The organism is Sulfurimonas sp. RIFOXYD2_FULL_34_21 (assembly GCF_001830805.1).
Classification (GTDB): Bacteria; Campylobacterota; Campylobacteria; order Campylobacterales; family Sulfurimonadaceae; genus Sulfurimonas.
Map to the genome: position 1 here is coordinate 159,025 of NZ_MICH01000010.1, position 21,913 is coordinate 180,937.

The following is a 21,913-nucleotide window of genomic DNA, read 5'->3' on the forward strand; positions in this document are numbered from 1 at the left end:
TAAAAAGAGTAGTTATGAAAGAAGTCTATTGAAAGTCATATATGGAAAATGTTGAAACGATAGACAGTGTTTGTACTTATTGCGGCGTAGGGTGTGATATAGCGGCAAATGTCAAAGATAATAAAATTCAGAAAATTTTTGCTCACAAAGACGGTGTTGTTTCTCAAGGAAAGCTCTGTATAAAAGGCAAATACGGTTTTGATTTTGTTGACTCAAAAGAGAGACTCCGCACTCCTAGAATCAAAAAAAGCTTTTTGGATAAAAATCCGACAATAAAAGAAGCCATATTTTCCTCTTTAGTTGAGTATGATGATATTTGGTATGAGAGTGATTTGGATAGTGTGACTACTGCCGCGGCTATGAAACTTAAAGAGGTTCAAGAGAAGTATGGACGAAAAAGCGTAGCTTCCATAGGCGGGGCAAGAACTTCATGCGAGAGCGTATATCTTTTTCAAAAGTTTACCCGTCATACTCTAAATTCTCCACATGTTGATAATTGCGCAAGGGTTTGTCACTCTCCCTCATTAAAAGGTATGAGAACTACTATCGGCGAGGGTGCTGCTACAAATCCGTATAACGACATTTATAACTGCGAGTTTATGATAGTTATAGGCTCAAACACGACTGAAGCTCATCCCATAATTGCTAATCGTATAGTTGATGTAGCGGCAAAACATGATAACTTGGCGGTATTTGATGTTCGCGATATTAAGCTTCATAGATTTTCAAAATATAAAGCAATTATTCCACATGAAGCAAATCTACTTGTTTTAAATATGTTAGCACATGTAATTATAGAAGAAGAGTTGTATGATGAGAGTTTTATAGCCGAGAGAACAAAAGGTTTTGCAGAGTTTAAGGAAAAGATTTTAAACGACCCTTATGCTAATCCAAAATATTTTGAGCAGATTGAGGGTTATGAGTACTTGAGCAAAATGATTCCTCGTGTTGCAAGAGAGTATGCACTTAAAAATTCTATGATATTTTGGGGTCTTGGAATAACCGAACACACAGACGGCTCTTACGCGGTAATGGCGATAACCCATCTTGCATTAATGACTGGAAACATAGGCAAAAGCGGTGCAGGACTTATGCCTTTGCGCGGTCAGAATAATGTTCAAGGTGCATGTGATATGGGAATGCTTCCATACTTTGCCCCAGATTATCAAGAGCCAAAAGAGGTTGGTCTTATGACTCCCCGTCTTGTTAATGAGATGTTAGATGGCAAAATAAAAGCCATTTTAAATATAGGCGAAGACTTAACGCATATTCATCCAAACATAAACAAGATAGACAGAGCTTTAGAAAATCTGGAATTTATAATGGTTCAAGAGCTTTTTATAACTGATATTACTTCAAAAGCAGACATTATTATTGGCGTAAAATCTGCTTATGAAAAAACAGGTGTCTATGTAAATGCTATGAGAAGATTGCACCTCTCTCAGCCTTTAGTAAAATCAGATTTGCCCGATGATTGGGAAGTTATACAGCTTCTTGATAATAAGATGGGTGGAGATTATGCCTATGAAAATTCAAACCAGATTTGGGATGAAGTACGAGAAGTAGCATATCGTCGCTTTAGCGGAGCATCCTATATAAGACTTGAGAGACATCGTAAACGTGGACTTCAGTGGCCTGTTCATACTGAAGATACGCCTATCTTACATCAGTTGGATTTTAGAACGGATGATGGCTTGGGCGAGTTTCATTATAAACAGTACAGACTTCGTAACATGATAAAAGATATAGTAGATAAAAAACTAGAGGGTTATTACTTGACAACAGGCAGAACTATTGCCATGTACAACAATGCCGCTCAAACAAAACAGACGCCGAGTCTGATGGATAGATATAGTGAAGATTTGCTTTTGGTAAACGAGGATGATGCGGCTGATTTTACAAGCCAGAGTGTTATTTTAAAGACAAAAAACGGGCAGACGACTCCTCTTAAAGTCAAGTTTACGGATAAAGTCCAGCCCAAAACTCTTTTTGTAACGTTTCATCATGCAGACTCTAAAATAAATGCGCTTTTTGGTGATGAGTGTGACGAGCTAATTTTAACCGCCGCTTTTAAATCAGTAAAAGTAGAAGTGATAAACTGCTAAATGAGCAGAGCTAAAGGAAACGCGGCAGAAGATATAGCATGTGGGTTTCTTTTAAACAATGGCTTTAGCGTAATTGAGAGAAATTTTTACTCACGCTTTGGCGAGATAGATATAATTGTTATAAAAGAGGGAGTGTTACATTTTGTAGAGGTAAAGAGCGGACTTGATTATGAGAGTGCAGTTCAAAACATAACACCTAAAAAACTATCGCGTCTTATCAAAACGGCAAATGTATATATGAAAAAAAATGCTCTACATGTAGATTTTGTTTTTGATGCTTTGATAGTTATAGACAAAGATATAGAGTTTATAGAAAATATAACGCTTTAGTTCTCTTTTTTTAGACTTACTTCATCAAGAAGAGTAAAAAATCCTTCAACCTCTCTACTTCCTCTATCTGCATGTATTACCTTGCCTTCATTTGTCAAAAAGTAGTGCCTAGGCACACCTTTTACTTCAAAATGTTTGGGTATCTTGTGCCTATCTCTTGAGAGGTATAAAAGGACATACTCTTCTCTTAGTCGTTTTATTACATGTTCTTTTGATAACGTCATGTCCTTAAATTTATCACACCATCTGCAGACATCGGCACCTATAAAAAGATAAACCCCTTTTTGCTCTTTTTGTGCCTGTTTAAGCGCTTCATCATAGTTGTGAGACCAATCTAGCTCCGCACCAAAAAGTGTAGAAAATAGGAAAAATAAAGATAGTAAAAATTTATTCATACTATGCATTTAAGCAATAACATCTAAAAGAGACGTTGAAGCTACAGTAGGTTTAACCTCTTGTGTTTGAGTCGCCTTAAATGTTTCTGCACTGCTAAGAGATTTATTTGTTGATTTAAGAAGCGCAGAGTCATCTTGTGAATTTTTATCGCTACCAACACTAGAAGTATCGGGTCTGCCTATCTGAATCTGGCTAGAGTAAGGCGATTGAAATAAATATCGAGTGACTTCCATAATGTCCTCCTTCTTACTTTTACACTATAATAACATAAAAATAAAAAACATAAAATAAAAATTAGGAGCCATATTATGAGAGCAAATATATATTTAGGTTCACAAGAGATAATAGCAAAAGATTACGTTCAGAGAATAAATCCATATAGTGCTAAAGTGGTTTCAGAAGCGGCTCTTTGTAGTGCGGATGATGCAAAAAAAGCACTGTTTATTGCTAAAGAAGCAGCTAGAGAAGCTAAGAAAAGTACAATTTCTCAAAGGTGCAACTGGCTTTTAGATGTTGCAAAAAAGTTAAAAGATGCAAAAGAGGATTTGGCAAAAACAATAACCGATGAGGTTGGCAAGCCCATAACATTTGCACGTATTGAAGTGGATCGATGTATAGAAACAGTTACATTATCAGCAGAGATTATGCGAAGTATGCACGGCGAGACTATAAATACGGACGCAATGCCAAGTGGTAAAAAAACTACGGCGTTTTTTACAAGAGTACCGGTAGGAGTTGTCGTTGCAATTACACCTTTTAATTTTCCACTCAACTTAGTTGCTCATAAGTTGGCACCTGCTCTTGTTGCAGGAAATGCGGTTGTGTTAAAACCAACGCCAGAAGCACCTCTAACCGCTTATAAGTTTGCCAAACTTTTTATAGAGAGCGAATATGCCATAAAAGATGTCATTAGTCTGGTTTACGGAGATGCTGAAGTGGGAAATATACTTGTTACGAGCGAAATACCAAGAGTTATAAGTTTTACGGGAAGTGTTGCGGTAGGAAATATAATTACAAAAAACGCAGGAATAAAGAAAATCTCACTAGAACTCGGCGGAAATGCGGCAACTTATATTGATGAGAGTGCAGATTTGGATTTGGCTGCTTCAAGATGTGCAATAGGAGCTTTTGTAAACTCCGGTCAAGTTTGTATTTCGCTTCAGCGCATTTACGTAAATGCAAAAATATATGATGAATTTGCTTCAAAAATGGCATTTGAGAGTAAAAATCTAGTTGTCGGCTCACCGTATAACGATGATACTTTTATGGGGCCGCTGATTGATGATGAAGCATGTTCTAGAGCAATGCATTGGGTTGAGAGTGCCATAGAAGAAGGTGCTGTACCGATGCTTGCTCCACGGGTTGAAGGAAGACTTTTTTATCCATGCGTAATGGCTGATGTTAGAGATGACATGTCAATAGTTTGCGAGGAGGTATTTGCTCCGATAGTCTCACTTATAAAAGTAGATAATTTTGACGAGGCTATAACAAAGATGAATAACTCGCCGTATGGGTTGCAGTTTTCCGTTTTTACAAATGATTTAAAATTGACTCAGCGTGCTATTTATGAGCTTGATGCAGGTGGTATAGTAATAAATGACATGCCTACTCTTCGTTTTGACATTCAGCCTTACGGCGGTGTTAAACTTAGCGGTGTTGGACGTGAGGGACCAAAATTTGCCATTGAAGAGATGAGTGAAATAAAAAGTGTAGTGATTTGTTAGAATGTCTAGTAAAAAGGTCATCATCTCTGCTTGCTTACTTGGCGAGAATTGTCGCTATGACGGTAAAACAAAAAAAGTAAATGAAATAGTAGAAGCTTTCAAAGAGTATGAAATAATACCTTTTTGTCCTGAATCGCCTATATTTGGAACTCCAAGAGAGAGGATAAACGTGGTTGAGGTAAATGGAAAAAATAGAATTGTAACGGATGAGACAAATATAGATGTTACGAAACTTTTGGAAGATGAAATAAACTCTTTCATAAAATCAAATCCAAAAGCAGATGCGATAGTGCTCAAGTCTAAGAGTCCGAGTTGCGGAGTTGGAACTACACCTATTTTAAGCGAAAAAAAAGAGATAATCAAATTTGGAAACGGTCTAGCTGCCGAGATATTTTTAAATAGATATAAGGGTATAAAAATTGAAGATGAGCTAAACTTTGATGTAATGAATCTTAGAAATAAAAAAATAAGAGGATAGATTTTATGTTTAAATATTTTATATTTTTGCTGTTTCTCGTTTTTTCTTTGGAGGCAAAGAACGGGGATAGAAATGCAGTTGTTGTATTTGCGTCCGGAAACAATAAATTTGTTTTGCCACAAGTGATTAAAAGCTTTAATCTTTTGTATCCTGATACGAAAATTATAGTTGAGTACGGAGCTACAGGCGATTTGGCAAGTGCTATTTTAGACGGTGTTTATTATGATATATTTTTTGCGGCGGATATGGTTACTCCGGAGGAAATTTATATTGCAAAAAAATCGGCAACTCCTGCAAAAAAATATGCGCAAGGGATTTTGGTTTTATTTGTTCCTCCTGATAAAACTTTAGGTCAAAAAAAATTAAATATATTAAAAGATAAAAAAATTATAGATATAACAGTAGCAAATCCAAAAACAGCTCCGTACGGCAAAGCGGCAATCGAGGTGCTTAAAAATACAAAGCTATTTGACTCTTTGTCCGATAAAATCAAGTATTCTACGGATATATCTACGGTAATTAAAAATACAATCTGGTATGACGCTGCCGGATTTTTGTCAAAATCAGGGATATATTCTCTTCCGAATGCTTACAAAACAGAGGATTTATACTGGATAGAGATAGAGCAAGCTTTATATACGCCTATAATTCAAGGTTATGTCGTCTCAAAAGCAGGGTTGGAGAATCAACATGTAATAAAATTTTTAAATTTTCTTTTGTCTAAAGATGGTCAAAATATATATAAAATAAACGGTTATAAGTAGGAAAACAATGAGTAATACGCAAAAAAAATTACTCTTTTTTATATCTTTATCCGTGGTTGCGTTTGGTGTTATTTTTTCTCTTTTGCTCTATAATAAAAACTCCGAGATTAACGAAGCGCTGAAAGAGCCGCTAAAACTTCTTCGTATGAGTTATAATCAAGGGCTTGACAGATTTGAAGTTATCTCCAAAAACGTATATAATTCATTCCAAAAAGATGATGTTTTTTTAGAAATGTTATCAAATGCAAACGGCGCAACCAAAGAAGAAAAAGCAAATTTACATAATCAGCTATACAATCACTTAAAAGACGAGTATGAAAAACTTAGAATGCTTGAAGTTATGCAGTTGCAGATAATATTACCAAATAATGAAAGCCTATTAAGAATGCACAAACCGGATAGTTTCTGTGATAACTTGACGGAGATCAGATATAGTATAAAAGAGTCTAATAAAGAAAAAGTATCAATAAGCGGATTTGAACAGGGAAAGGATGGACATGCATTTAGATATGTTTATCCGCTTTATATAGACGGAAAGCATATAGGCGCGTTAGATGTATCTTTTTCATCGACAATGCTTCAAAACTATACCATGCGAGCTAGTAATATACACACGCATTTTATAGTAAATAGAAATGTTTTTAACTCTTTAGAATGGAAAAGTAATAATCAAGAACCTTATGAACAGAGTATAGAGCATGAAGATTTTATGTTTAGCATGTCGGACCATATTGATCATAAACGTCTTGATGAGAGCCAACGAACATTAATAAATCCACTTCGTAAAACAATAGAGAATAAAATACAAATAGGTAAAGAGTTTGCAATGTATAAAGAGCTAGATAATGTGGTCAAAGTACTCTCTTTTTTGCCGATAAAAAATGTAAAAAACGATAAGACGGTTGCCTATCTAGTCTCTTATACTGATTCTGAGCGTATAAAAACCGTTATTAAAGATTTCAAATATTTTATCTTGATAACCGTCGTAATTATTCTGCTTTCATTAGTAGTAATATACAAAATTATAAGAGAGAGTGCAGTGCTTAAAAAAGAGGCTCAGTATGACGAACTTACAAAACTGTATAACCGTAAATATTTTTTAAAAGCTGCAAAAGAGGAGTTTGAAAAATCAAGCAGGTTTGGGCATAAATTTTCTATTGTAATGGCTGATATAGACCATTTTAAACTTGTAAACGATTTATATGGACATCAAGCAGGCGATATAGTACTCGAAGAGGTAGCAAAAATTATACGTTCACATGTAAGAAAATTTGACATAGTAGCAAGATACGGCGGAGAAGAGTTTATTATGCTGATATTGGCAAATGCGCAAAACAGTTATGATGTTGTAGAGAATATACGTAAAAAAATAGAGGATTATAGTTTTTGTAATGAGCTAAATCTCAAAGAGACAGTATCATTTGGTATTGCAGAGTTTAAAGATGATGTCTCAATTGAGAGAATTATAAAACGAGCCGATGAAGCACTTTATCGCTCAAAAAATGAAGGACGAAACCGTATAACTATCTACTAGTCTTTAGCATAATTACTTAGCATTTAAAGAGTTATATTGCTATTTTAAGATATAATCGCCCAATTTTATACTAAGAGATATGCCCATGGATATTAGAGAAGAATTTTTAAGATTTTTTGAATCAAAAAACCACAACAGAGTGGCGAGTGCGCCCCTCGTTCCAGATGATGCGACGCTACTGTTTAACAATGCAGGAATGGTGCCTTTTAAGTCTATTTTTACGGGCGAAATACCGGCTCCGCAAAATCCTAGAGCAGTTTCCTGCCAAACATGTATTCGTGCAGGCGGAAAACACAATGACTTAGAAAACGTAGGTTACACGGCAAGACACCACACTTTTTTTGAAATGCTCGGTAACTTCAGCTTCGGAAACTATTTTAAAGAGGACGCGATTGATTATGCGTGGGAATTTATAACAGAAGTTTTGAGATTTCCTAAAGATAAGTTGTGGGTAACCGTTCATGAGAGCGATGATGAAGCAGAACTTCTTTGGCAAAAACATGTAAGCATAGATAGAATTATGAGACTGGGAGATAAAGACAACTTCTGGCAGATGGGCGATACCGGACCTTGCGGACCGTGTAGCGAGATTTTTTATGATCAGGGCGAAGAGAATTTTAGCGGCTCTGAGGATTATATGGGCGGAGACGGAGACAGGTTTTTAGAGATTTGGAATCTTGTATTTATGCAGTATGAGAGAAGCACAGACGGAACTTTGACTTCTCTTCCAAAGCCTTCAATAGATACCGGCATGGGATTGGAACGTGTAGTGGCAATTAGCGAAGGTGTTACAAGCAACTACAGTTCATCTTTATTTATGCCAATCATAAAAGAGGTTGAAAAACTTTTAGACGCTAGTTATGTTTATGCACAGGGAGCATCTTATCGCGTAATTGCAGACCATATTAGAACTGCACTTTTTCTTCTCGCGCAAGGCGTTAACTTCTCAAATGAGGGGCGTGGTTATGTTCTTCGTCGTATCTTGCGTCGCGCCGTTCGTCATGGATATCTTTTAGGTTTTCATGAGCCGTTTATGTATAAGCTAGTAGATGTCGTTGTTTCCATTATGGGTAGCGAGTATGACTATTTGGCTCAAAAAGCTCCTGCGGTAAAAGAGCAGATAGAGCTTGAAGAGGCTAGATTTTTCAAAACTATTGCATCTGGAATAGAGCTTTTTAATGCAGAACTTGAAAAAACAGCGGACGTTTTTAGCGGAGAGGTTGCGTTTAAGCTGTATGACACTTTTGGATTTCCGCTTGATTTGACGGAAGACATGTTAAGAGAGAAAAATCTTATGCTTGACTCTGCAAAATTTGAGGAGTTAATGCAAGAGCAACGAACTCGTGCAAAAGCTGCTTGGAAAGGTAGTGGAGACGACGCTGTTCATGGAGATTTTAAAGAACTTTTGGAAAAATTCGGCGAGAATAGTTTTGTCGGATATGAGAGCCTAAGTCATACAAGCAAAGTTTTAGCGCTTTTGGATGAGAACTATCATCATGCGGATAAACTCTCCGGCGGTTCTAATGGTTGGGTATTTTTAGACGTTACTCCTTTTTATGCTGAATCAGGCGGACAGAGTGGAGATAGCGGAGAGCTTGAAGGCTTTGCAAAAGTAAACGATACAAAAAAATTCTTCGGGCTTAATCTTTCTCAAATTTCGGTAGAAAAAGAGTTAAAAGTCGGAGACGTCGCTACGGCTGTTGTCGATATTTCAAGAAATGAGATAACAAAGCATCACTCGGCAACTCACCTTCTTCATGCCGTTTTATTTGATGTTTTGGGAGACCATATTTCTCAAGCAGGCTCACTTGTTGAAGCCGATAGACTTAGATTTGACTTTTCTCATCCAAAAGCTCTTAGTGTTGAAGAGTTGGCTCAAATCGAAGCAAGAGTAAATCATGAAATTCTAAAAGCGATATCCGGAAAAACGGAAGTTATGAGTATAGATATGGCTAAAAAATCAGGTGCAAAAGCGCAGTTCGGCGAAAAGTACGGAGATGAAGTTCGTGTTGTAAGTTTCGGCGATGCAAGTGTTGAATTTTGCGGCGGTGTACATGTAAATAATACGGCGGTTATCGGCTCGTTTATTATCACTAAAGAGAGCGGTGTCAGTGCCGGAGTAAGACGTATTGAAGCAGTTTGCGGACATGCGGCTTATAAATACTTTACGCAGCAAAGAGAGCTTGTTAAAGAGGTTCAAGCGGAAGTTAAAAATCTTGATGTTATAGCAGGTATATCAAGACTGAAGTCAAATATATCAGAGTTAAAGGCAGAACTGCATGAGGCTCAAAACAGCATAAAAGTAGAGATAAAAACAAATGAAATCAACGGTGTAAGTGTAGTCGTAGATGAACTTACAAGCGGCGATATCAAAGATAAAATCGATGAACTCAAAAATCAAAACGAAAAACTTTGTGCAATACTTTTTCAAGTTAAAGGCGACAAAGTTATGATGGCAGCAGGTGTTAAAAATGCCGATGCAAAAGCCGGTGATTGGATAAAACATGTCGCTCCGATACTAGGCGGCGGCGGCGGTGGACGTCCAGACTTTGCACAAGCAGGCGGAAAGGACGTAACAAAACTTCAAGAAGCCAAAGAAGAGGCTATGAAGTTTATAACTAAAGCTCTCTCGTAATGCAAGGTATATTTTTAGAGTATAAGCTTTTTATAGTTTTTTTACATGTAATAAGTGCAGTAGTGTGGGTCGGCGGTATGATAGCTATGCGCTATGGGGCACACTACTCTTTTATGGAAATAGAGTCTCCTCAAAAAAGGCTTGAGAGAATTTCTCACGGACTCAAAAGACTTTTTTATATAGTACTTCCTTTTGTAGCTATTTTACTTATAACCGCAATTTTTATGATAAAAGGGTACGCTCTTTCTCAAAGCGATTTTTCAATGTTTACTTATATAAAAGAGGGAATCTGGACTATTATGTTTCTTAATCTTTCTATAATGATTTATAGAAGAAACAAAGCAGACAAACTATTAAACAGCGGCGATTTTTTAGGTGCAAAAAATCAGCTTGGATTAATCGGAAAATATATGGTGCCGCTAAACATAATTTTAGGTGTAAGTGCAGTATTTATAGGAACTTATTTTTCAAGCAGACTATAATGATAAGACTTGCCTCATCATCTCAAACACGCGCAGAGCTTTTAAAAGCTGCAGGCATAGAGTTTATCCAACAAAGCATTGATTTTGACGAAGAGAGCATAATAGCCTCCTCTCCTAAAAACTTTGTATATCAGGCAACATTAGGAAAATATAAGGCAAATGTTGAACACTTTGGTTTTATGGAGTATCCGCTTTTAGTTGCAGATACCGTTGTCGCGTCTCAAGGTCAGATTCTTAGAAAAGCAAAATGCGTTGATGATGCAAGAAATATACTGCTAACTCAAAGCGGTAATACTACAAGCATAATTACATGTATGATTTATCACTCCATCGATATTAAAATTATAGATATCTCTACAACAAATTATGTTTTTGACGATTTTGGTCTTAATGATATAGAGAGTTATCTGCAAAGCAAAGATTGGCGTGGCAAAGCCGGAGCGTGTATGGTTGAGGGCTTTTGTAAAAAATATATAAAAAGTACAAAAGGTAATGAAAGTACGGCTATGGGTCTAAATGTAGAGTTGCTACAAAAATTCGTTATAAATTGATAACGCTGTAATAAAATCAAAAAAAAGTATAGGACTTCACATTTTAAAAACTAATAAAATATATTTGATTGTTGCTGTTATAGTTTTACTGCTTACTACATGGTTTTATGTTGGATTTTCAATTAATGAGAGAAAAAAACTAAAAAATGACGGATATAGGGCAGAAGCCGTGTTTATGCAAAAAAAGGCGGATGCTTTGATTGCAGCGAAGCAAAAATCTACTCTTAGTGTTGCACTAAGTATTGCAAACGATAAAAATTTGCTCGATGATATTTTACATAAAAGTATAGACAAAGATTATTATCAAGATTTGATTTCAAAATTCAATGAAAACGCTATAGAAAAAGATATCCAAATAGAAATATTAGATGAAAATTTAACTTCTATTTACGGGATAAAAAAAGCACAAATTTCTATGGAGAAAAAAGCAAATAATATATTTATAAAGGCTATTGTTCCACTCTTTAAAGATGAAAAAATAGTCGGGGTATTAGAAGTGGTTTCCGATTTTAATCAAATAGCAAAAGAGATGAAAGTTTTTGATATAGACTCTATGCTTATAAAAGAAGGAATTGATAACTATTTTGAGATGCCATATAAAATAAACAAAGGCAGCATAGTTACATCATATGAGATAAAAGATATAAACGGCACCCTAATAGCTTACTATGTCATGTCAAAAAAAATAGATAAGATAGCTAACAAAAATCTAGATTTTTTTATGTTTAAGTGGATTACTTTTTCTGTTCTTGGTATTCTTATTTTTGCGGCGATTGTAGGAAATATAATCTATTTTAGAAATAAGAAACAAAAAAGATATTATAAAAATATTATAGATTCATCATCAAATATCGTAATGGTGGTGGATAAAAAGAGCATAATTGACGTAAATAAAAAGTTTTTTAAATATTTTGACAAATACACTACTCTTGATGAGTTTAAAAAAGAGAATAACTCTATATCAGATTTTTTTGTTTATGAAGAAGGGTGTTTTTTTAAAGACAACGATGGACTTAATTGGCTAGACTATTTAATAAAAAACCCAAACGACAACCAAATAAAAATAAGATGCAATCAAAAAGAGTACTATTTTACGGTAGGAGTCTCTTTAATATCTGAGCAAGACGGTCACTACAGCGCTATTTTTTCAGACATAACAAAAGAAAAAGTCTATCAAAAAGAGTTGGAATACACAAATATAACCGATCCGTTAACAAAGATAAGAAATAGATACTACTATAACGAACAGATAAAAAAAGAGGTCTCTAATGCAAATCGCTATGATTATGCGTTGTCTTTAGTAATTTTTGATGTGGACTATTTTAAGAAAATTAATGACGGATATGGACATGATGTCGGAGACAAAGTTCTAATAGAATATACAAAATTGATAAATTCGTCTCTTAGAAAAGGTGATATTTTTTGTAGAATCGGGGGAGAGGAGTTTGCTCTTATACTTCCTCACACGGATAAATTGCATGCATATCAAATGGCAGAAAAGCTAAGGGTAGTGATAGAAGAACATAAAGAGATACTTCCTATAACAATGAGCTTCGGTGTTGTCGAGTATGATAAAGAGGATAATTTTGAAGTTACTTTTAAAAGAGCGGATGAAGCACTGTATGAAGCTAAAAATAGCGGTCGTAATATGGTAATTGCAAGATAATGTATTATGAAAATGAATTAGCGGCGCTGAAAAAATCTAAAAGATATAGAAGCAGAGAGGTCTATAAAGATAATATCTTAGATTTTGCCTCAAACGATTATCTTGGACTTGCTCACAATAAAGAGCTACATGAGGCTACATGTAAAACTCTTTCCGCCATGCCGCTTCACAGTTCAAAAGCCTCTCTTTTAGTAAACGGATATCATCAGATTCATAAAGATTTTGAAGAGGCTTTATGTGAAGCAAACGGCTTTGAAGAGGGAATTATTTTAGGAAGCGGATTTAATGCAAATATCGCTTTGATAGAATCACTTGTTAGAAGAGGCGATGAGCTTTTTATGGATGAAAAATATCATGCATCAGGTGTTTTGGCAGCAAGATTAAATAATATGAAGGTTGAGTTTTTTTCTCACAACAATATGGCTGAGTTGGAAGATTTGTTAAAATCTTCAGATGCAAAACGTAAAATTGTTGCAGTTGAAGGTATCTACTCAATGGACGGTGATTTGGTAGATGGTGCCGTTTTTGAAATCTGCGATAGATATGATGCTATTTTAATAGTTGATGAGGCGCACAGCAGCGGAGTCATCGGCAATAAGCTGATGGGTGTATTTGATTATTACAACATTGATATAAAACCAAACTACATTAAAATGGGAACTCTTGGGAAGGCTTATGGTAGTTTTGGAGCATTTATACTCTCATCTTCACATATTGCAGAGTATTTGATTAATCGTGCTAAGCCTATTATTTATGCAACCTCACTCTCTCTTTACGATACTCTTTTGGCACACAATTCGCTAAAATACATACTTAAAAACAGGGAAGTTTTAAAAAGAGAGATAGAGTTAAGACAGCAGATAGTTTATGAAGAGCTAGGCATTAAGATTGAGGGTTTAATAGCGCCTATTGTAATTGGCGATAACGTAAAAGTTATAGAGATTCGCGATGAGCTGAAAAATCTCGGGTATGCAGTAGGCGGAATAAGAGAGCCTACTGTCGATAAAGCGATTATACGTTTGATAGCTAGACTTGCTCAGAGTTGCGATAAGTTAAGAGAGTTGTGCATAAATTTAGCTAGAATAAAAAAATGAATGTATCAAAACTGCATATAACAATCGGTAATAGAAGTTTGGTTGATATTGCATTTGCTATCTCATCTTCTTTGGCACTTGTAGGGCAAAGCGGAAGCGGAAAGAGTTTAACTATAAAAGCTTTGCTTGGAATGTTGCCTGATGAGATGGAATTGGAGCTAGAGCATGATAGCAGTTTTAGGCTTATAGCGGGAGAGAGTCTCGCTTTTGTTCCTCAAAACCCTTTTACTGCTCTCTCACCGCTAACAAAGATAAAGAAGCAGTTTTTTATTTCGCAGTCAAAGGTACAAAAACTTTTTGCTCAAGTAGGGCTTGATGATGGGCTGATGGAGAGGTTTCCTCCTGAACTCTCCGGCGGACAACTTCAAAGAGTAGTAATTGCAATGGCACTAAGTAATGAGCCTAAGCTTATTTTGCTTGATGAACCGACAACCGCGCTTGACCCAGAAACTAGGGTTATGATTTTAAATCTTTTAAAATCTCTTCAAGATGAGTTTGGTTTTAAAATGTTATTCGTGACACATGATATGAATTCTGCTAAAATTTTATGCGAAGATATATGTGTTATAAAAGATGGTAGAGTTGTAGAGAGCGGAAAAATGGAAGATATACTGAAAAAACCATCAGCTCAATATACGAAAATATTAATTGATGCAAATTTTGCAAATAGGAAATTTAGAATATGAAAATAGTAAAAAATATTTTTTTTACTCTTGTTTTGTTTGGTTTTTTAACCCCGTTTTTAATATTGGGCTACTTTTTACTCGGACAAAGTTATGATATTGAGGAATTAATTGAGTATAACCCTCAAGTTACAACAAGAATTTATGATAAAAACGGTGAAAAAATTGCAAATATTTTTGAAGAAGAGCATAGATACTATGCCACGTTTAATGAAATTCCACCTAGAGCCATTGAAGCACTTTTAGCGATAGAGGATACTACATTTTTTGAGCACCCTGGAATAAATATGGATGCTATTTTTAGAGCGATAGTAAAAGATATTCAAGCAGGAAAGTTGGTTGAGGGGGCTAGTACCATCACTCAGCAACTTGTAAAAAACAGACTCTTAAGCAGAGAAAAAAAGCTATCAAGAAAAGTTAAAGAGCTTATATATTCGCTTAAAGTCGAGAGGTATTTAACAAAAGAGCAGATACTTGAGCGCTACTTAAACGAGATTTATCTAGGGCATGGATATTATGGAATTAAAACGGCGGCTGATGGATATTTTCATAAACAACTATCAGAGCTAACTCTAAAAGAGATTGCTATACTCGTAGGTTTGCCAAAGGCTCCTAGTACTTACGCTCCGACAAAAAACTATGAGATATCAATGGGCAGAGCAAACCGTGTAATCTCAAGAATGTATGCTCTTGGCTGGATTGACGAGCAGACTCACAACAGCTCTTTGCTAGAAAAACCAAAAGTCTTTGATGATACTCTAACACAAAACAACGCCCCTTTTATAGTAGATGAAGTTGCAAGAAGAGTCGCCGATTTGGGTATAAGCGATATGAAGAGCGGCGGATATGAGATATATACTACTATAGATATGAGACTGCAAGAAGCGGCAAAAGATTCGCTTAAAAAAGCTTATGACATGTCGGTTGAGAGAGCTGCCAATTATAGAGATGCTAATACGACTCTTTTAAACGGGGCTCTTGTATCTTTGGATTCAAAAACAGGAGATATTTTAGCACTTGTCGGCAGTGTTGACTATAAAAAGAGTTCATACAACAGAGCTACTCAAGGTCGCCGTCAGCCGGGTTCTGCGTTTAAGCCTTTTATATATCAAGTTGCAATAGATTTAGGCTATTCCGGAGCAACCGAACTAGTAGATATGGCTAGAACATATACATACGAAAAAGACGGTGAAGAGCAAAAGTGGCAACCAAAAAACTATGAAGAGGATTATGAGGGATTAATGACTCTTAGAGAGGCGCTTGTTCACTCTAGAAATTTAGCTACTATAAATCTAGTCAGTGATATCGGACTAACACAGATTTTAAAAGAGTTTAAAAAATTCGGTATAGAGAATTTGCCGCCCAATCTCTCTCTTGCACTTGGGACAATCTCTCTCTCACCGCTTCAGTTAGCAAAATACTATACCTCTTTTGCAAACTCCGGAGTTCAAGTCGAGCCTAATCTTATAAGGTATATAGATAAAAAAGCGACTACGGTTTATGAGAAAAAAGAGCAGACGCGCTATATTACAAAAGATACGCAAGCCTATATTATGACAGCTATACTCAAAGACGTAGTAGAGAGAGGAACAGGAAAACAAGCAAAAGTAAAAGGGATAGAATTAGCCGGAAAAACCGGAACGACAAATAATAATATCGACGGCTGGTTTGCAGGATATTCACCTACTATAGAGACTGTTGTATGGTTTGGAAACGATGATAACTCCCCGATGCATAAATTAGAGACAGGCGGAAGAGTCGCGGCACCTGCTTTTTCAATGTATTATGAGAATGTATTAAGACTTTATCCACAGATTCAAAGAACATTTGAAGCTCCTGCAGGCATTATGGAGGTTGTTATAAACGGTAAAAAAGAGTATTTTAGCGATATTTCAAAACCGCCTCGCGCGGAGACGGAAATTAACGCTCAGGAGAAGCTTCTCTTCTAGCTCTTAATATTTGTCACGCACGATATTATGGCAACGAAAACATGCATGTTCTATGTATGTATAGGCTCTTTGAGACTCTTCTCTACGAACAATACCAGATTGGTTATGCTTGTTTTCAATAGCGTCTAAAATAATACCTACGTTGTAGCTTATAATCTGTGCACTCATAACAGCCTCATTTGCTTTATGCTGTTTATCTTTTGGCAGCATTGCCGAGAACTTCTCTTTTGTGCCTAGCAAATCTTGTGCATGTTCTGCAAAACGTTTTATAGACGTTCTCACACCCTCTTGGTCACTAGCTATAAATGCTCTTTGAACTTCGCTAAGTTCTGCATTAAGAAGAAGCATATTAGACTTTAAGTCGTATGCATTTAGAGACGTAAACAGTAGCGTTACTAAACCAGTTGCTATAATTTTTCTTGACATAATCAAATCCTTAATTTTATTATGATTTATTGTAGCATAATGTTTTTTGATTTTATTAGATATTGCTCAATTATCGGTTTATTTATACCAAAGAAAATAGATAGTAGAATAGATTGTATTCTAGGGAGATTATTTATGAGACAGATGGTTTTAACGGCATTTATATTTGCTACATGTTTAATTGCTGATGAAGCATATGACATTATAAAAAGGCTTGATGAAAATTTTAGAGGTAAAGATATCTACATGTTAATAAACATGAAGATAGTCTCTATGGGTCATGAAAGAGTTATGAAGATGCAGAGTTATTCCAAAGGGAGCAATAAAAGTTTCGTAAAAATAACTTACCCTCCAAAAGATGAGGGGATAACTTTTTTGAGTCTTGATAGGGAGATGTGGCAGTATGTTCCTAAAATTGAGAGAATCATTAAAATACCGCCCTCTATGATGCTTCAAAAATGGATGGGAAGCGATATAACCAATGATGACATGGTCAAGCAAAGTTCGATTGTGGAAGACTATACTCCAAAAATACTAAATAGAGACGGTAGTATAGTTACTATTGAACTAACGCCAAAAGAGAACGCTCCGGTAGTGTGGGGGAAAATCGTCACAAATATAGATACTGATACTTATACTTCAAACAAGGACGTTTTTTATGATGAAGAAGGAAAGGAGATTAGGTTTTTTATATACGATAAAGTGATGAAAATCGGCGATTATTATATACCTACATACTGGAGGGTTCAATCGTCAAATAAAAAAGATGAGTTTAGCGAGATTGTTTTGCAAGAGGTTAAGTACGATACGAAAATTTCTGATGAGTATTTTAGTAAAAGTGCATTAACAAGATTTTCAAGATAGCGAAAAATGTTTTCTCTTGCTCTTAAAAATATCCTCTTTTATAAAAACCGCTCTATAGCGACAATCGTACTTACTTTCATATCCGCTATGTTATTTGTAGCTTATGTCTCTTTGATGGACGGTTCTCATAAATCAATGCTTGAAAATTCACTCAAAATCTATACGGGTGCTATTGAAATATATAAAAAAGGGTACCGAGACATAGGCGGTAATGAGTATCTTATAGACGATGTAGAAGAAATTTCAAAAAAACTTTTAAAAATAGATGGCATAGAGATTTTTAGCGCAAGATATGAGACTTACGGACTGCTTTCAAACAAGGAGCAGTCTGCGGCTTCTATGGTTGGAGGAGTTGAACCTGATAAGGAGAGAGTTTTAAGTTCTCTTAGTTTGGCTCTAATAGAGGGAGAATTTTTAAAAGAAAATTCAAAAAACAGTATCTATATGGGTGTAGAACTTGCAAAGAAATTAAAACTACATGTAGGCGATGAGGTTGCGTTTATAGGCAGTGCAAGTGACAACTCGTTTGCGGCAGATATTTTTAAGGTTTGCGGAATATTTAAAACAGGTTTATTTGAGTTTGACTCTACTGCTTCTTTTGTCTCAAAAAACTATTTTGATAAGCTTATGAACTCTAAAAACAGAGCCTCTTATATAACTATAAAGGTAAAAAATTTAGATGATGTACAAAAGGTAAATAGTGAAATAATTAAGGTTTTAAATAGAGATGACTTGGAGTCTCTTACATGGAAAACTCTTATGGATACTATGGTTGAAGCTATGGAAGTAGATAGCATCTTTGGATATATCTCTTTATCTCTGTTTTTGGTAGTAATATTTTTTGTCGTAATGATTTACGGATTTGTCAATGTAAGTTCACGAATAAAAGAGTTTGGTATTTTAAGGTGTATCGGCTTGTCAAAATCAAAGATATTTTTGCTTCTTTTTTATGAAATATCTATGTTATCGACACTAGCAATTATAATAGTTGCTCCAATTGCTAGTTATATTTGCTACCATTACTCTATAAACCCGATTATAATAGATGGAATTGCCGACATGTATAAAGATTATGGAATCGTCTCAGATGAGATACCTTTTGATTTTAACATGTTTACAATACTTAGAAATCTAGCAGTAATATATCTACTTAATTTTTTAAGTATTTTTTATCCCTACATGTATATCAACTCGTTTAAACCGATAGAGGCATCAAAGCATGTTTAGCGTTATCTTTAAACTTGCATGGAAAAACTCTTTTTTAAGGGCTTCTCGCACACTTCTTGTCATAGTTATGATAGCCGTTAGTATGAGTATGATGCTTGGCATAAGCGGTATATATGATGGAATGATAGAGAATATGGCGGATAAAAATCAAAGAAGTGATAGCGGAGACATAAGCATCTATGCAAAAGAGTACAGAAGCCAAAAAGATATAAAATATAGAATAAATAGAGCCAAAGAGATAAGAGAAGAGATAAAAAATATAGACGGTGTCGAATCGACGGTATTAAGAGTAAAAGCTGAGGGTCTGCTCTCAACCGCTGAGAAATCATCTTTTGCTTCGATAATCGGCATAGATTTAAAAGATGAGCAGATATTTGGAAAATTTAGCGAATTTTTAAAAGACGGAGAGATTGATTTTAAAAACAGAGGTGCGCTTATAGGCATAGAGAGTGCAAAAAAGTTAAAAGTACGCATAGGCTCAAAAGTAGTATTTTCAACCCAAGATGTTAACAAGGAGATAAATTCTATTGCTCTTCGCATAAGAGGTATAATTCAAACAACAAATATAAATCTTGATAAAGGTGCAATTTTTGTTAATATTCAAGATGCTTCTAAATTTTTATCTCTTTTTGAAGGAGAAGCTATGCAAATCGCAGTTATGACAGAGGATAATGCAGTTTTTGAGAAGATAAAAAACAGATATCCCTACCTTGATGTAAAAAGTTTTTTAGAGCTAAATCCTATGATAAAACAGATGCAGGACATGACGCTTATTTTCAACTCTATAACTTTTTTTATAGTAATGGGGGTTGTTTTTGTCGGAATATTCGGTGTCATGTATGTGTCTATTCTTGATAGGATTCGCGAGTTCGGGATAGTGTTAGCGTTGGGTATGAACTATAAATATATAAGAGCGCAGATAATTTTAGAGTCTCTTGTAGTCGGTTTTTTAGGCTATCTTTTAGGTGCCGTTTTTGGGGCGGTAATATTGATTTACCTAAGAGATTACGGAGTTGATTTTAGCTCTTTTTCAGATGCGCTTGAGATGTGGGGGTATGAGGCAATAATATATGCAACTATAAAAGTTTCATATTTTACTGCTACTTTTATCGCAATAATAACTGCATCGCTTTTAAGCGTATTAATTCCTCTAAAAAAGATAAAAAAACTCCATCCAATAGATGTTATAAAGGCTGATGTATGATAAAACTCCAACATGTAAATAAATATTTTTATAAAAATGAAGCAAGAGAGATTCATGCGCTTTGCGATATTAATCTAACTATAGAAGATGGCGAATTTACGCTATTTAGCGGAGCTTCAGGGTGTGGCAAAACAACGCTTTTAAATGTTATAGGTGCACTTGACACCATAGATAGCGGTAAAATATTTTTTGATGAAAAGGAGATAAGTTTACTCAGTGAAGATGCACGAACAACTTTAAGGCTTAATGAGATTGGTTTTGTATTCCAAGCATATAACTTGATTCCAGTTCTTAGTGTTGAAGAGAATATCGGTTTTGTCATGAAGCTTCGCGGATTTAGCGATAAAGAGATAAAAAAAAGAGTTTTAGAAATCTCCGCTATGCTTGAGATAGATGATAAACTAAAATCTCTTCCAAACGCACTAAGCGGAGGACAACAGCAAAGAGTTGCAGTCGCACGTGCAGTTGCCGCAAAGCCGAAAATCATTTTAGCGGATGAGCCTACCGCAAATCTTGACTCTAAAAACTCGCAAAAACTCATGAATATGATGAGAGAGCTTAACGAAAAAGAGGGTGTAAGCATACTATTTGCTTCACATGATGAACTGATTTTAAACAGTGTAAGGCGTGTTGTAAAACTAAACGACGGAGTGATAGTAGATGATTAAAAAGCTACTACTATTTTTATTTCTGTTCTTACATGTAGTTTATGCTGATTTTGAGTATAAAGTTAATAATACGAATATAACTGTTGCACAAGAATCATACATGTATAACTATAACAGATTAAGACTCTATGGTAATTATAACGAGGGCGGTTACTTCGGTACTATAATAGCAGACGGTATTAACTATTTTGGAGATAATTATATAGGCTCAGATGAATTTAACTCTTTAAAATTGATACACTCAGATACTGCATTTAAAACACAAAGCAGTTTTGAAAACTATGCAAACGGCTCTATAAATGCAAAGATATATAGACTTTACGGAGGTTATGGGGATGCTAAAAATAGAGTCATAATCGGTCTGCAAAATATAAATATGGGAGTAGGACATATATGGTCGCCTGTGAATCTTTTTAACCCTAAAAATAGTTTTGCACTAGAGAGTGATGAGGTTTTTGGCGTTGCGGCTCTCTCATATACCAGATATCTGGATGCAACTTCAAGCATAACGGTTGTAGCTGCACAAAAAGAAGATGAGACTATAAAGTGCGGTGCAAGATATAAACTCCTTACAAGATTTGGAGATATTGCCTTAGATGTTATTGCCTCGGATAATATTAACATGTTAGGGTATGAGATGGAGTCAAATTTGGCAGATACCGGAGTCGTACTTAGAAGTGAGATTGCCTATATAAAAAATAGCATTAAAACTCAACTCGGCACTGATGATATAGAGTATTTTCAGGCAATTTTCGGAGGAGAGTACGGTTTTGAAAACGGTTTAAATATAACGATAGAAGCTCTTTACAGTTCTGAGAAATTTCTATATAAAGATATACTGTTAAATTTTAAAAGAGACATCTTATCAAGTATGACCTATTCTAACAAATATTTAGGAACTATGCTAAGTTACAGTTTTAATATTTTTTTAGACGCTTCGCTCTTGTATGTAGAGAGCTTCAATGGAAAAGATTCACGCTTTATAGCACCTGCAATTACATATACGTTAAATGATTATAACTCTTTTATACTTGGTGCACAGATACAAAGCAAAGATAATGAGAACGAGTTTGGAATGAGTGGAGATAGATACTACGTAAAGTGGAGTTTGTCGTTTTGATTTTATAGAGCCA

At 35.2% G+C, this 21,913-nt stretch carries 21 protein-coding genes; 18 read left to right on the forward strand and 3 right to left on the reverse strand.

Features of this window, described 5'->3' with window-relative positions; translation table 11 throughout:
- The first annotated feature begins 41 nt into the window (after positions 1-41).
- Both A2530_RS06480 and A2530_RS06485 read left to right on the forward strand, forming a co-directional pair.
- Positions 42-2,105, forward strand: coding sequence for a molybdopterin-dependent oxidoreductase (locus tag A2530_RS06480; RefSeq protein ID WP_294884976.1), 2,064 nt, complete (start codon positions 42-44; stop codon positions 2,103-2,105).
- Positions 2,106-2,435 (forward strand): YraN family protein, encoded by a 330-nt coding sequence (locus tag A2530_RS06485; protein ID WP_294884975.1) that lies wholly within the window; start codon positions 2,106-2,108, stop codon positions 2,433-2,435.
- On the opposite strand, the gene A2530_RS06490 is transcribed toward A2530_RS06485, so the two are convergent.
- Complete coding sequence (locus tag A2530_RS06490; RefSeq protein ID WP_294884974.1) at positions 2,432-2,830, reverse strand: thioredoxin family protein; 399 nt, start codon at positions 2,828-2,830, stop codon at positions 2,432-2,434. The two genes, A2530_RS06485 and A2530_RS06490, sit on opposite strands and share 4 nt — an antisense overlap.
- Before the next feature lie 9 nt (positions 2,831-2,839).
- The gene (locus A2530_RS06495) at positions 2,840-3,064 is read right to left on the reverse strand and encodes a hypothetical protein (protein ID WP_294884973.1); all 225 of its coding nucleotides are present in this window, start codon (positions 3,062-3,064) and stop codon (positions 2,840-2,842) included.
- Between the two features lie 75 nt (positions 3,065-3,139).
- Here A2530_RS06495 and A2530_RS06500 point away from each other — a divergent pair, with 75 nt between their 5' ends.
- The 11 genes from A2530_RS06500 to A2530_RS06550 all read left to right on the forward strand — a co-directional run bounded on the left by A2530_RS06500 (position 3,140) and on the right by A2530_RS06550 (position 16,391).
- Positions 3,140-4,555, forward strand: a complete 1,416-nt coding sequence (locus tag A2530_RS06500; protein ID WP_294884972.1) for an aldehyde dehydrogenase family protein — start codon at positions 3,140-3,142, stop codon at positions 4,553-4,555.
- A 1-nt stretch (position 4,556) separates the two neighbouring features.
- On the forward strand, positions 4,557-5,033 hold the full coding sequence (locus tag A2530_RS06505) for a DUF523 domain-containing protein (protein ID WP_294884971.1): 477 nt from the start codon (positions 4,557-4,559) through the stop codon (positions 5,031-5,033).
- 5 nt (positions 5,034-5,038) lie between these two features.
- Complete coding sequence (gene modA / locus A2530_RS06510; RefSeq protein ID WP_294884970.1) at positions 5,039-5,797, forward strand: molybdate ABC transporter substrate-binding protein; 759 nt, start codon at positions 5,039-5,041, stop codon at positions 5,795-5,797.
- Positions 5,798-5,804: 7 nt separating this feature from the next.
- Entirely contained in the window at positions 5,805-7,331 is a 1,527-nt protein-coding gene (locus A2530_RS06515; protein WP_294884969.1) for a diguanylate cyclase, read from the forward strand.
- An 85-nt stretch (positions 7,332-7,416) separates the two neighbouring features.
- A complete protein-coding gene (alaS, locus tag A2530_RS06520; protein WP_294884968.1) occupies positions 7,417-9,966 on the forward strand; it encodes an alanine--tRNA ligase in 2,550 nt (849 codons plus the stop codon).
- Positions 9,966-10,448: a hypothetical protein gene (locus A2530_RS06525; RefSeq protein WP_294884967.1), complete on the forward strand. Its 483-nt coding sequence runs from the start codon at positions 9,966-9,968 to the stop codon at positions 10,446-10,448. The genes alaS and A2530_RS06525 overlap by 1 nt, the downstream gene beginning before the upstream one ends.
- Positions 10,448-10,999 carry a septum formation inhibitor Maf gene (gene maf, locus A2530_RS06530; protein ID WP_294884966.1) on the forward strand — a complete coding sequence of 184 codons (552 nt, stop codon included), beginning with the start codon at positions 10,448-10,450 and terminating at the stop codon, positions 10,997-10,999. The genes A2530_RS06525 and maf overlap by 1 nt, the downstream gene beginning before the upstream one ends.
- Positions 11,000-11,063: 64 nt before the next feature.
- Positions 11,064-12,665, forward strand: a complete 1,602-nt coding sequence (locus tag A2530_RS06535; RefSeq protein WP_294884965.1) for a GGDEF domain-containing protein — start codon at positions 11,064-11,066, stop codon at positions 12,663-12,665.
- On the forward strand, positions 12,665-13,759 hold the full coding sequence (locus tag A2530_RS06540) for a pyridoxal phosphate-dependent aminotransferase family protein (RefSeq protein ID WP_294884964.1): 1,095 nt from the start codon (positions 12,665-12,667) through the stop codon (positions 13,757-13,759). The genes A2530_RS06535 and A2530_RS06540 overlap by 1 nt, the downstream gene beginning before the upstream one ends.
- On the forward strand, positions 13,756-14,445 hold the full coding sequence (locus A2530_RS06545; RefSeq protein ID WP_294884963.1) for an ATP-binding cassette domain-containing protein: 690 nt from the start codon (positions 13,756-13,758) through the stop codon (positions 14,443-14,445). Before A2530_RS06540 ends, A2530_RS06545 begins: the two co-directional genes overlap by 4 nt.
- Complete coding sequence (locus A2530_RS06550; RefSeq protein WP_294884962.1) at positions 14,442-16,391, forward strand: penicillin-binding protein 1A; 1,950 nt, start codon at positions 14,442-14,444, stop codon at positions 16,389-16,391. The genes A2530_RS06545 and A2530_RS06550 overlap by 4 nt, the downstream gene beginning before the upstream one ends.
- Before the next feature lie 3 nt (positions 16,392-16,394).
- Here the strand turns inward: A2530_RS06550 and A2530_RS06555 are convergent, their stop codons facing one another.
- Entirely contained in the window at positions 16,395-16,817 is a 423-nt protein-coding gene (locus tag A2530_RS06555; RefSeq protein WP_294884961.1) for a hypothetical protein, read from the reverse strand.
- 135 nt (positions 16,818-16,952) lie between these two features.
- Between A2530_RS06555 and A2530_RS06560 the strand changes: the two genes are divergently transcribed.
- From A2530_RS06560 to A2530_RS06580, 5 genes are read left to right on the forward strand one after another with little or no spacing between them, the layout of a single operon-like run.
- Positions 16,953-17,681 (forward strand): outer membrane lipoprotein-sorting protein, encoded by a 729-nt coding sequence (locus A2530_RS06560; RefSeq protein WP_294884960.1) that lies wholly within the window; start codon positions 16,953-16,955, stop codon positions 17,679-17,681.
- 6 nt (positions 17,682-17,687) lie between these two features.
- Positions 17,688-18,908: an ABC transporter permease gene (locus A2530_RS06565; RefSeq protein WP_294884959.1), complete on the forward strand. Its 1,221-nt coding sequence runs from the start codon at positions 17,688-17,690 to the stop codon at positions 18,906-18,908.
- Entirely contained in the window at positions 18,901-20,112 is a 1,212-nt protein-coding gene (locus A2530_RS06570) for an FtsX-like permease family protein (protein WP_294884958.1), read from the forward strand. The genes A2530_RS06565 and A2530_RS06570 overlap by 8 nt, the downstream gene beginning before the upstream one ends.
- The gene (locus A2530_RS06575) at positions 20,109-20,780 is read left to right on the forward strand and encodes an ABC transporter ATP-binding protein (RefSeq protein ID WP_294884957.1); all 672 of its coding nucleotides are present in this window, start codon (positions 20,109-20,111) and stop codon (positions 20,778-20,780) included. The genes A2530_RS06570 and A2530_RS06575 overlap by 4 nt, the downstream gene beginning before the upstream one ends.
- The gene (locus tag A2530_RS06580) at positions 20,773-21,900 is read left to right on the forward strand and encodes a hypothetical protein (RefSeq protein WP_294884955.1); all 1,128 of its coding nucleotides are present in this window, start codon (positions 20,773-20,775) and stop codon (positions 21,898-21,900) included. Before A2530_RS06575 ends, A2530_RS06580 begins: the two co-directional genes overlap by 8 nt.
- Positions 21,901-21,913: the final 13 nt, after the last annotated feature.

What these genes read in the sequence shown, in the direction of transcription:
- A2530_RS06485 (WP_294884975.1), top strand. Translation starts at nt 2,106, where the DNA reads ATGAGCAGAGCTAAAGGAAACGCGGCAGAAGATATAGCATGTGGGTTT.
- A2530_RS06500 (WP_294884972.1), top strand. Translation starts at nt 3,140, where the DNA reads ATGAGAGCAAATATATATTTAGGTTCACAAGAGATAATAGCAAAAGAT.
- A2530_RS06505 (WP_294884971.1), top strand. Translation starts at nt 4,557, where the DNA reads ATGTCTAGTAAAAAGGTCATCATCTCTGCTTGCTTACTTGGCGAGAAT.
- A2530_RS06495 (WP_294884973.1), bottom strand. Translation starts at nt 3,064, where the DNA reads ATGGAAGTCACTCGATATTTATTTCAATCGCCTTACTCTAGCCAGATT.
- A2530_RS06550 (WP_294884962.1), top strand. Translation starts at nt 14,442, where the DNA reads ATGAAAATAGTAAAAAATATTTTTTTTACTCTTGTTTTGTTTGGTTTT.
- A2530_RS06480 (WP_294884976.1), top strand. Translation starts at nt 42, where the DNA reads ATGGAAAATGTTGAAACGATAGACAGTGTTTGTACTTATTGCGGCGTA.
- A2530_RS06525 (WP_294884967.1), top strand. Translation starts at nt 9,966, where the DNA reads ATGCAAGGTATATTTTTAGAGTATAAGCTTTTTATAGTTTTTTTACAT.
- A2530_RS06515 (WP_294884969.1), top strand. Translation starts at nt 5,805, where the DNA reads ATGAGTAATACGCAAAAAAAATTACTCTTTTTTATATCTTTATCCGTG.
- A2530_RS06555 (WP_294884961.1), bottom strand. Translation starts at nt 16,817, where the DNA reads ATGTCAAGAAAAATTATAGCAACTGGTTTAGTAACGCTACTGTTTACG.
- A2530_RS06560 (WP_294884960.1), top strand. Translation starts at nt 16,953, where the DNA reads ATGAGACAGATGGTTTTAACGGCATTTATATTTGCTACATGTTTAATT.
- A2530_RS06490 (WP_294884974.1), bottom strand. Translation starts at nt 2,830, where the DNA reads ATGAATAAATTTTTACTATCTTTATTTTTCCTATTTTCTACACTTTTT.
- A2530_RS06565 (WP_294884959.1), top strand. Translation starts at nt 17,688, where the DNA reads ATGTTTTCTCTTGCTCTTAAAAATATCCTCTTTTATAAAAACCGCTCT.
- A2530_RS06580 (WP_294884955.1), top strand. Translation starts at nt 20,773, where the DNA reads ATGATTAAAAAGCTACTACTATTTTTATTTCTGTTCTTACATGTAGTT.
- maf (WP_294884966.1), top strand. Translation starts at nt 10,448, where the DNA reads ATGATAAGACTTGCCTCATCATCTCAAACACGCGCAGAGCTTTTAAAA.
- A2530_RS06545 (WP_294884963.1), top strand. Translation starts at nt 13,756, where the DNA reads ATGAATGTATCAAAACTGCATATAACAATCGGTAATAGAAGTTTGGTT.
- modA (WP_294884970.1), top strand. Translation starts at nt 5,039, where the DNA reads ATGTTTAAATATTTTATATTTTTGCTGTTTCTCGTTTTTTCTTTGGAG.
- alaS (WP_294884968.1), top strand. Translation starts at nt 7,417, where the DNA reads ATGGATATTAGAGAAGAATTTTTAAGATTTTTTGAATCAAAAAACCAC.
- A2530_RS06570 (WP_294884958.1), top strand. Translation starts at nt 18,901, where the DNA reads ATGTTTAGCGTTATCTTTAAACTTGCATGGAAAAACTCTTTTTTAAGG.
- A2530_RS06540 (WP_294884964.1), top strand. Translation starts at nt 12,665, where the DNA reads ATGTATTATGAAAATGAATTAGCGGCGCTGAAAAAATCTAAAAGATAT.
- A2530_RS06575 (WP_294884957.1), top strand. Translation starts at nt 20,109, where the DNA reads ATGATAAAACTCCAACATGTAAATAAATATTTTTATAAAAATGAAGCA.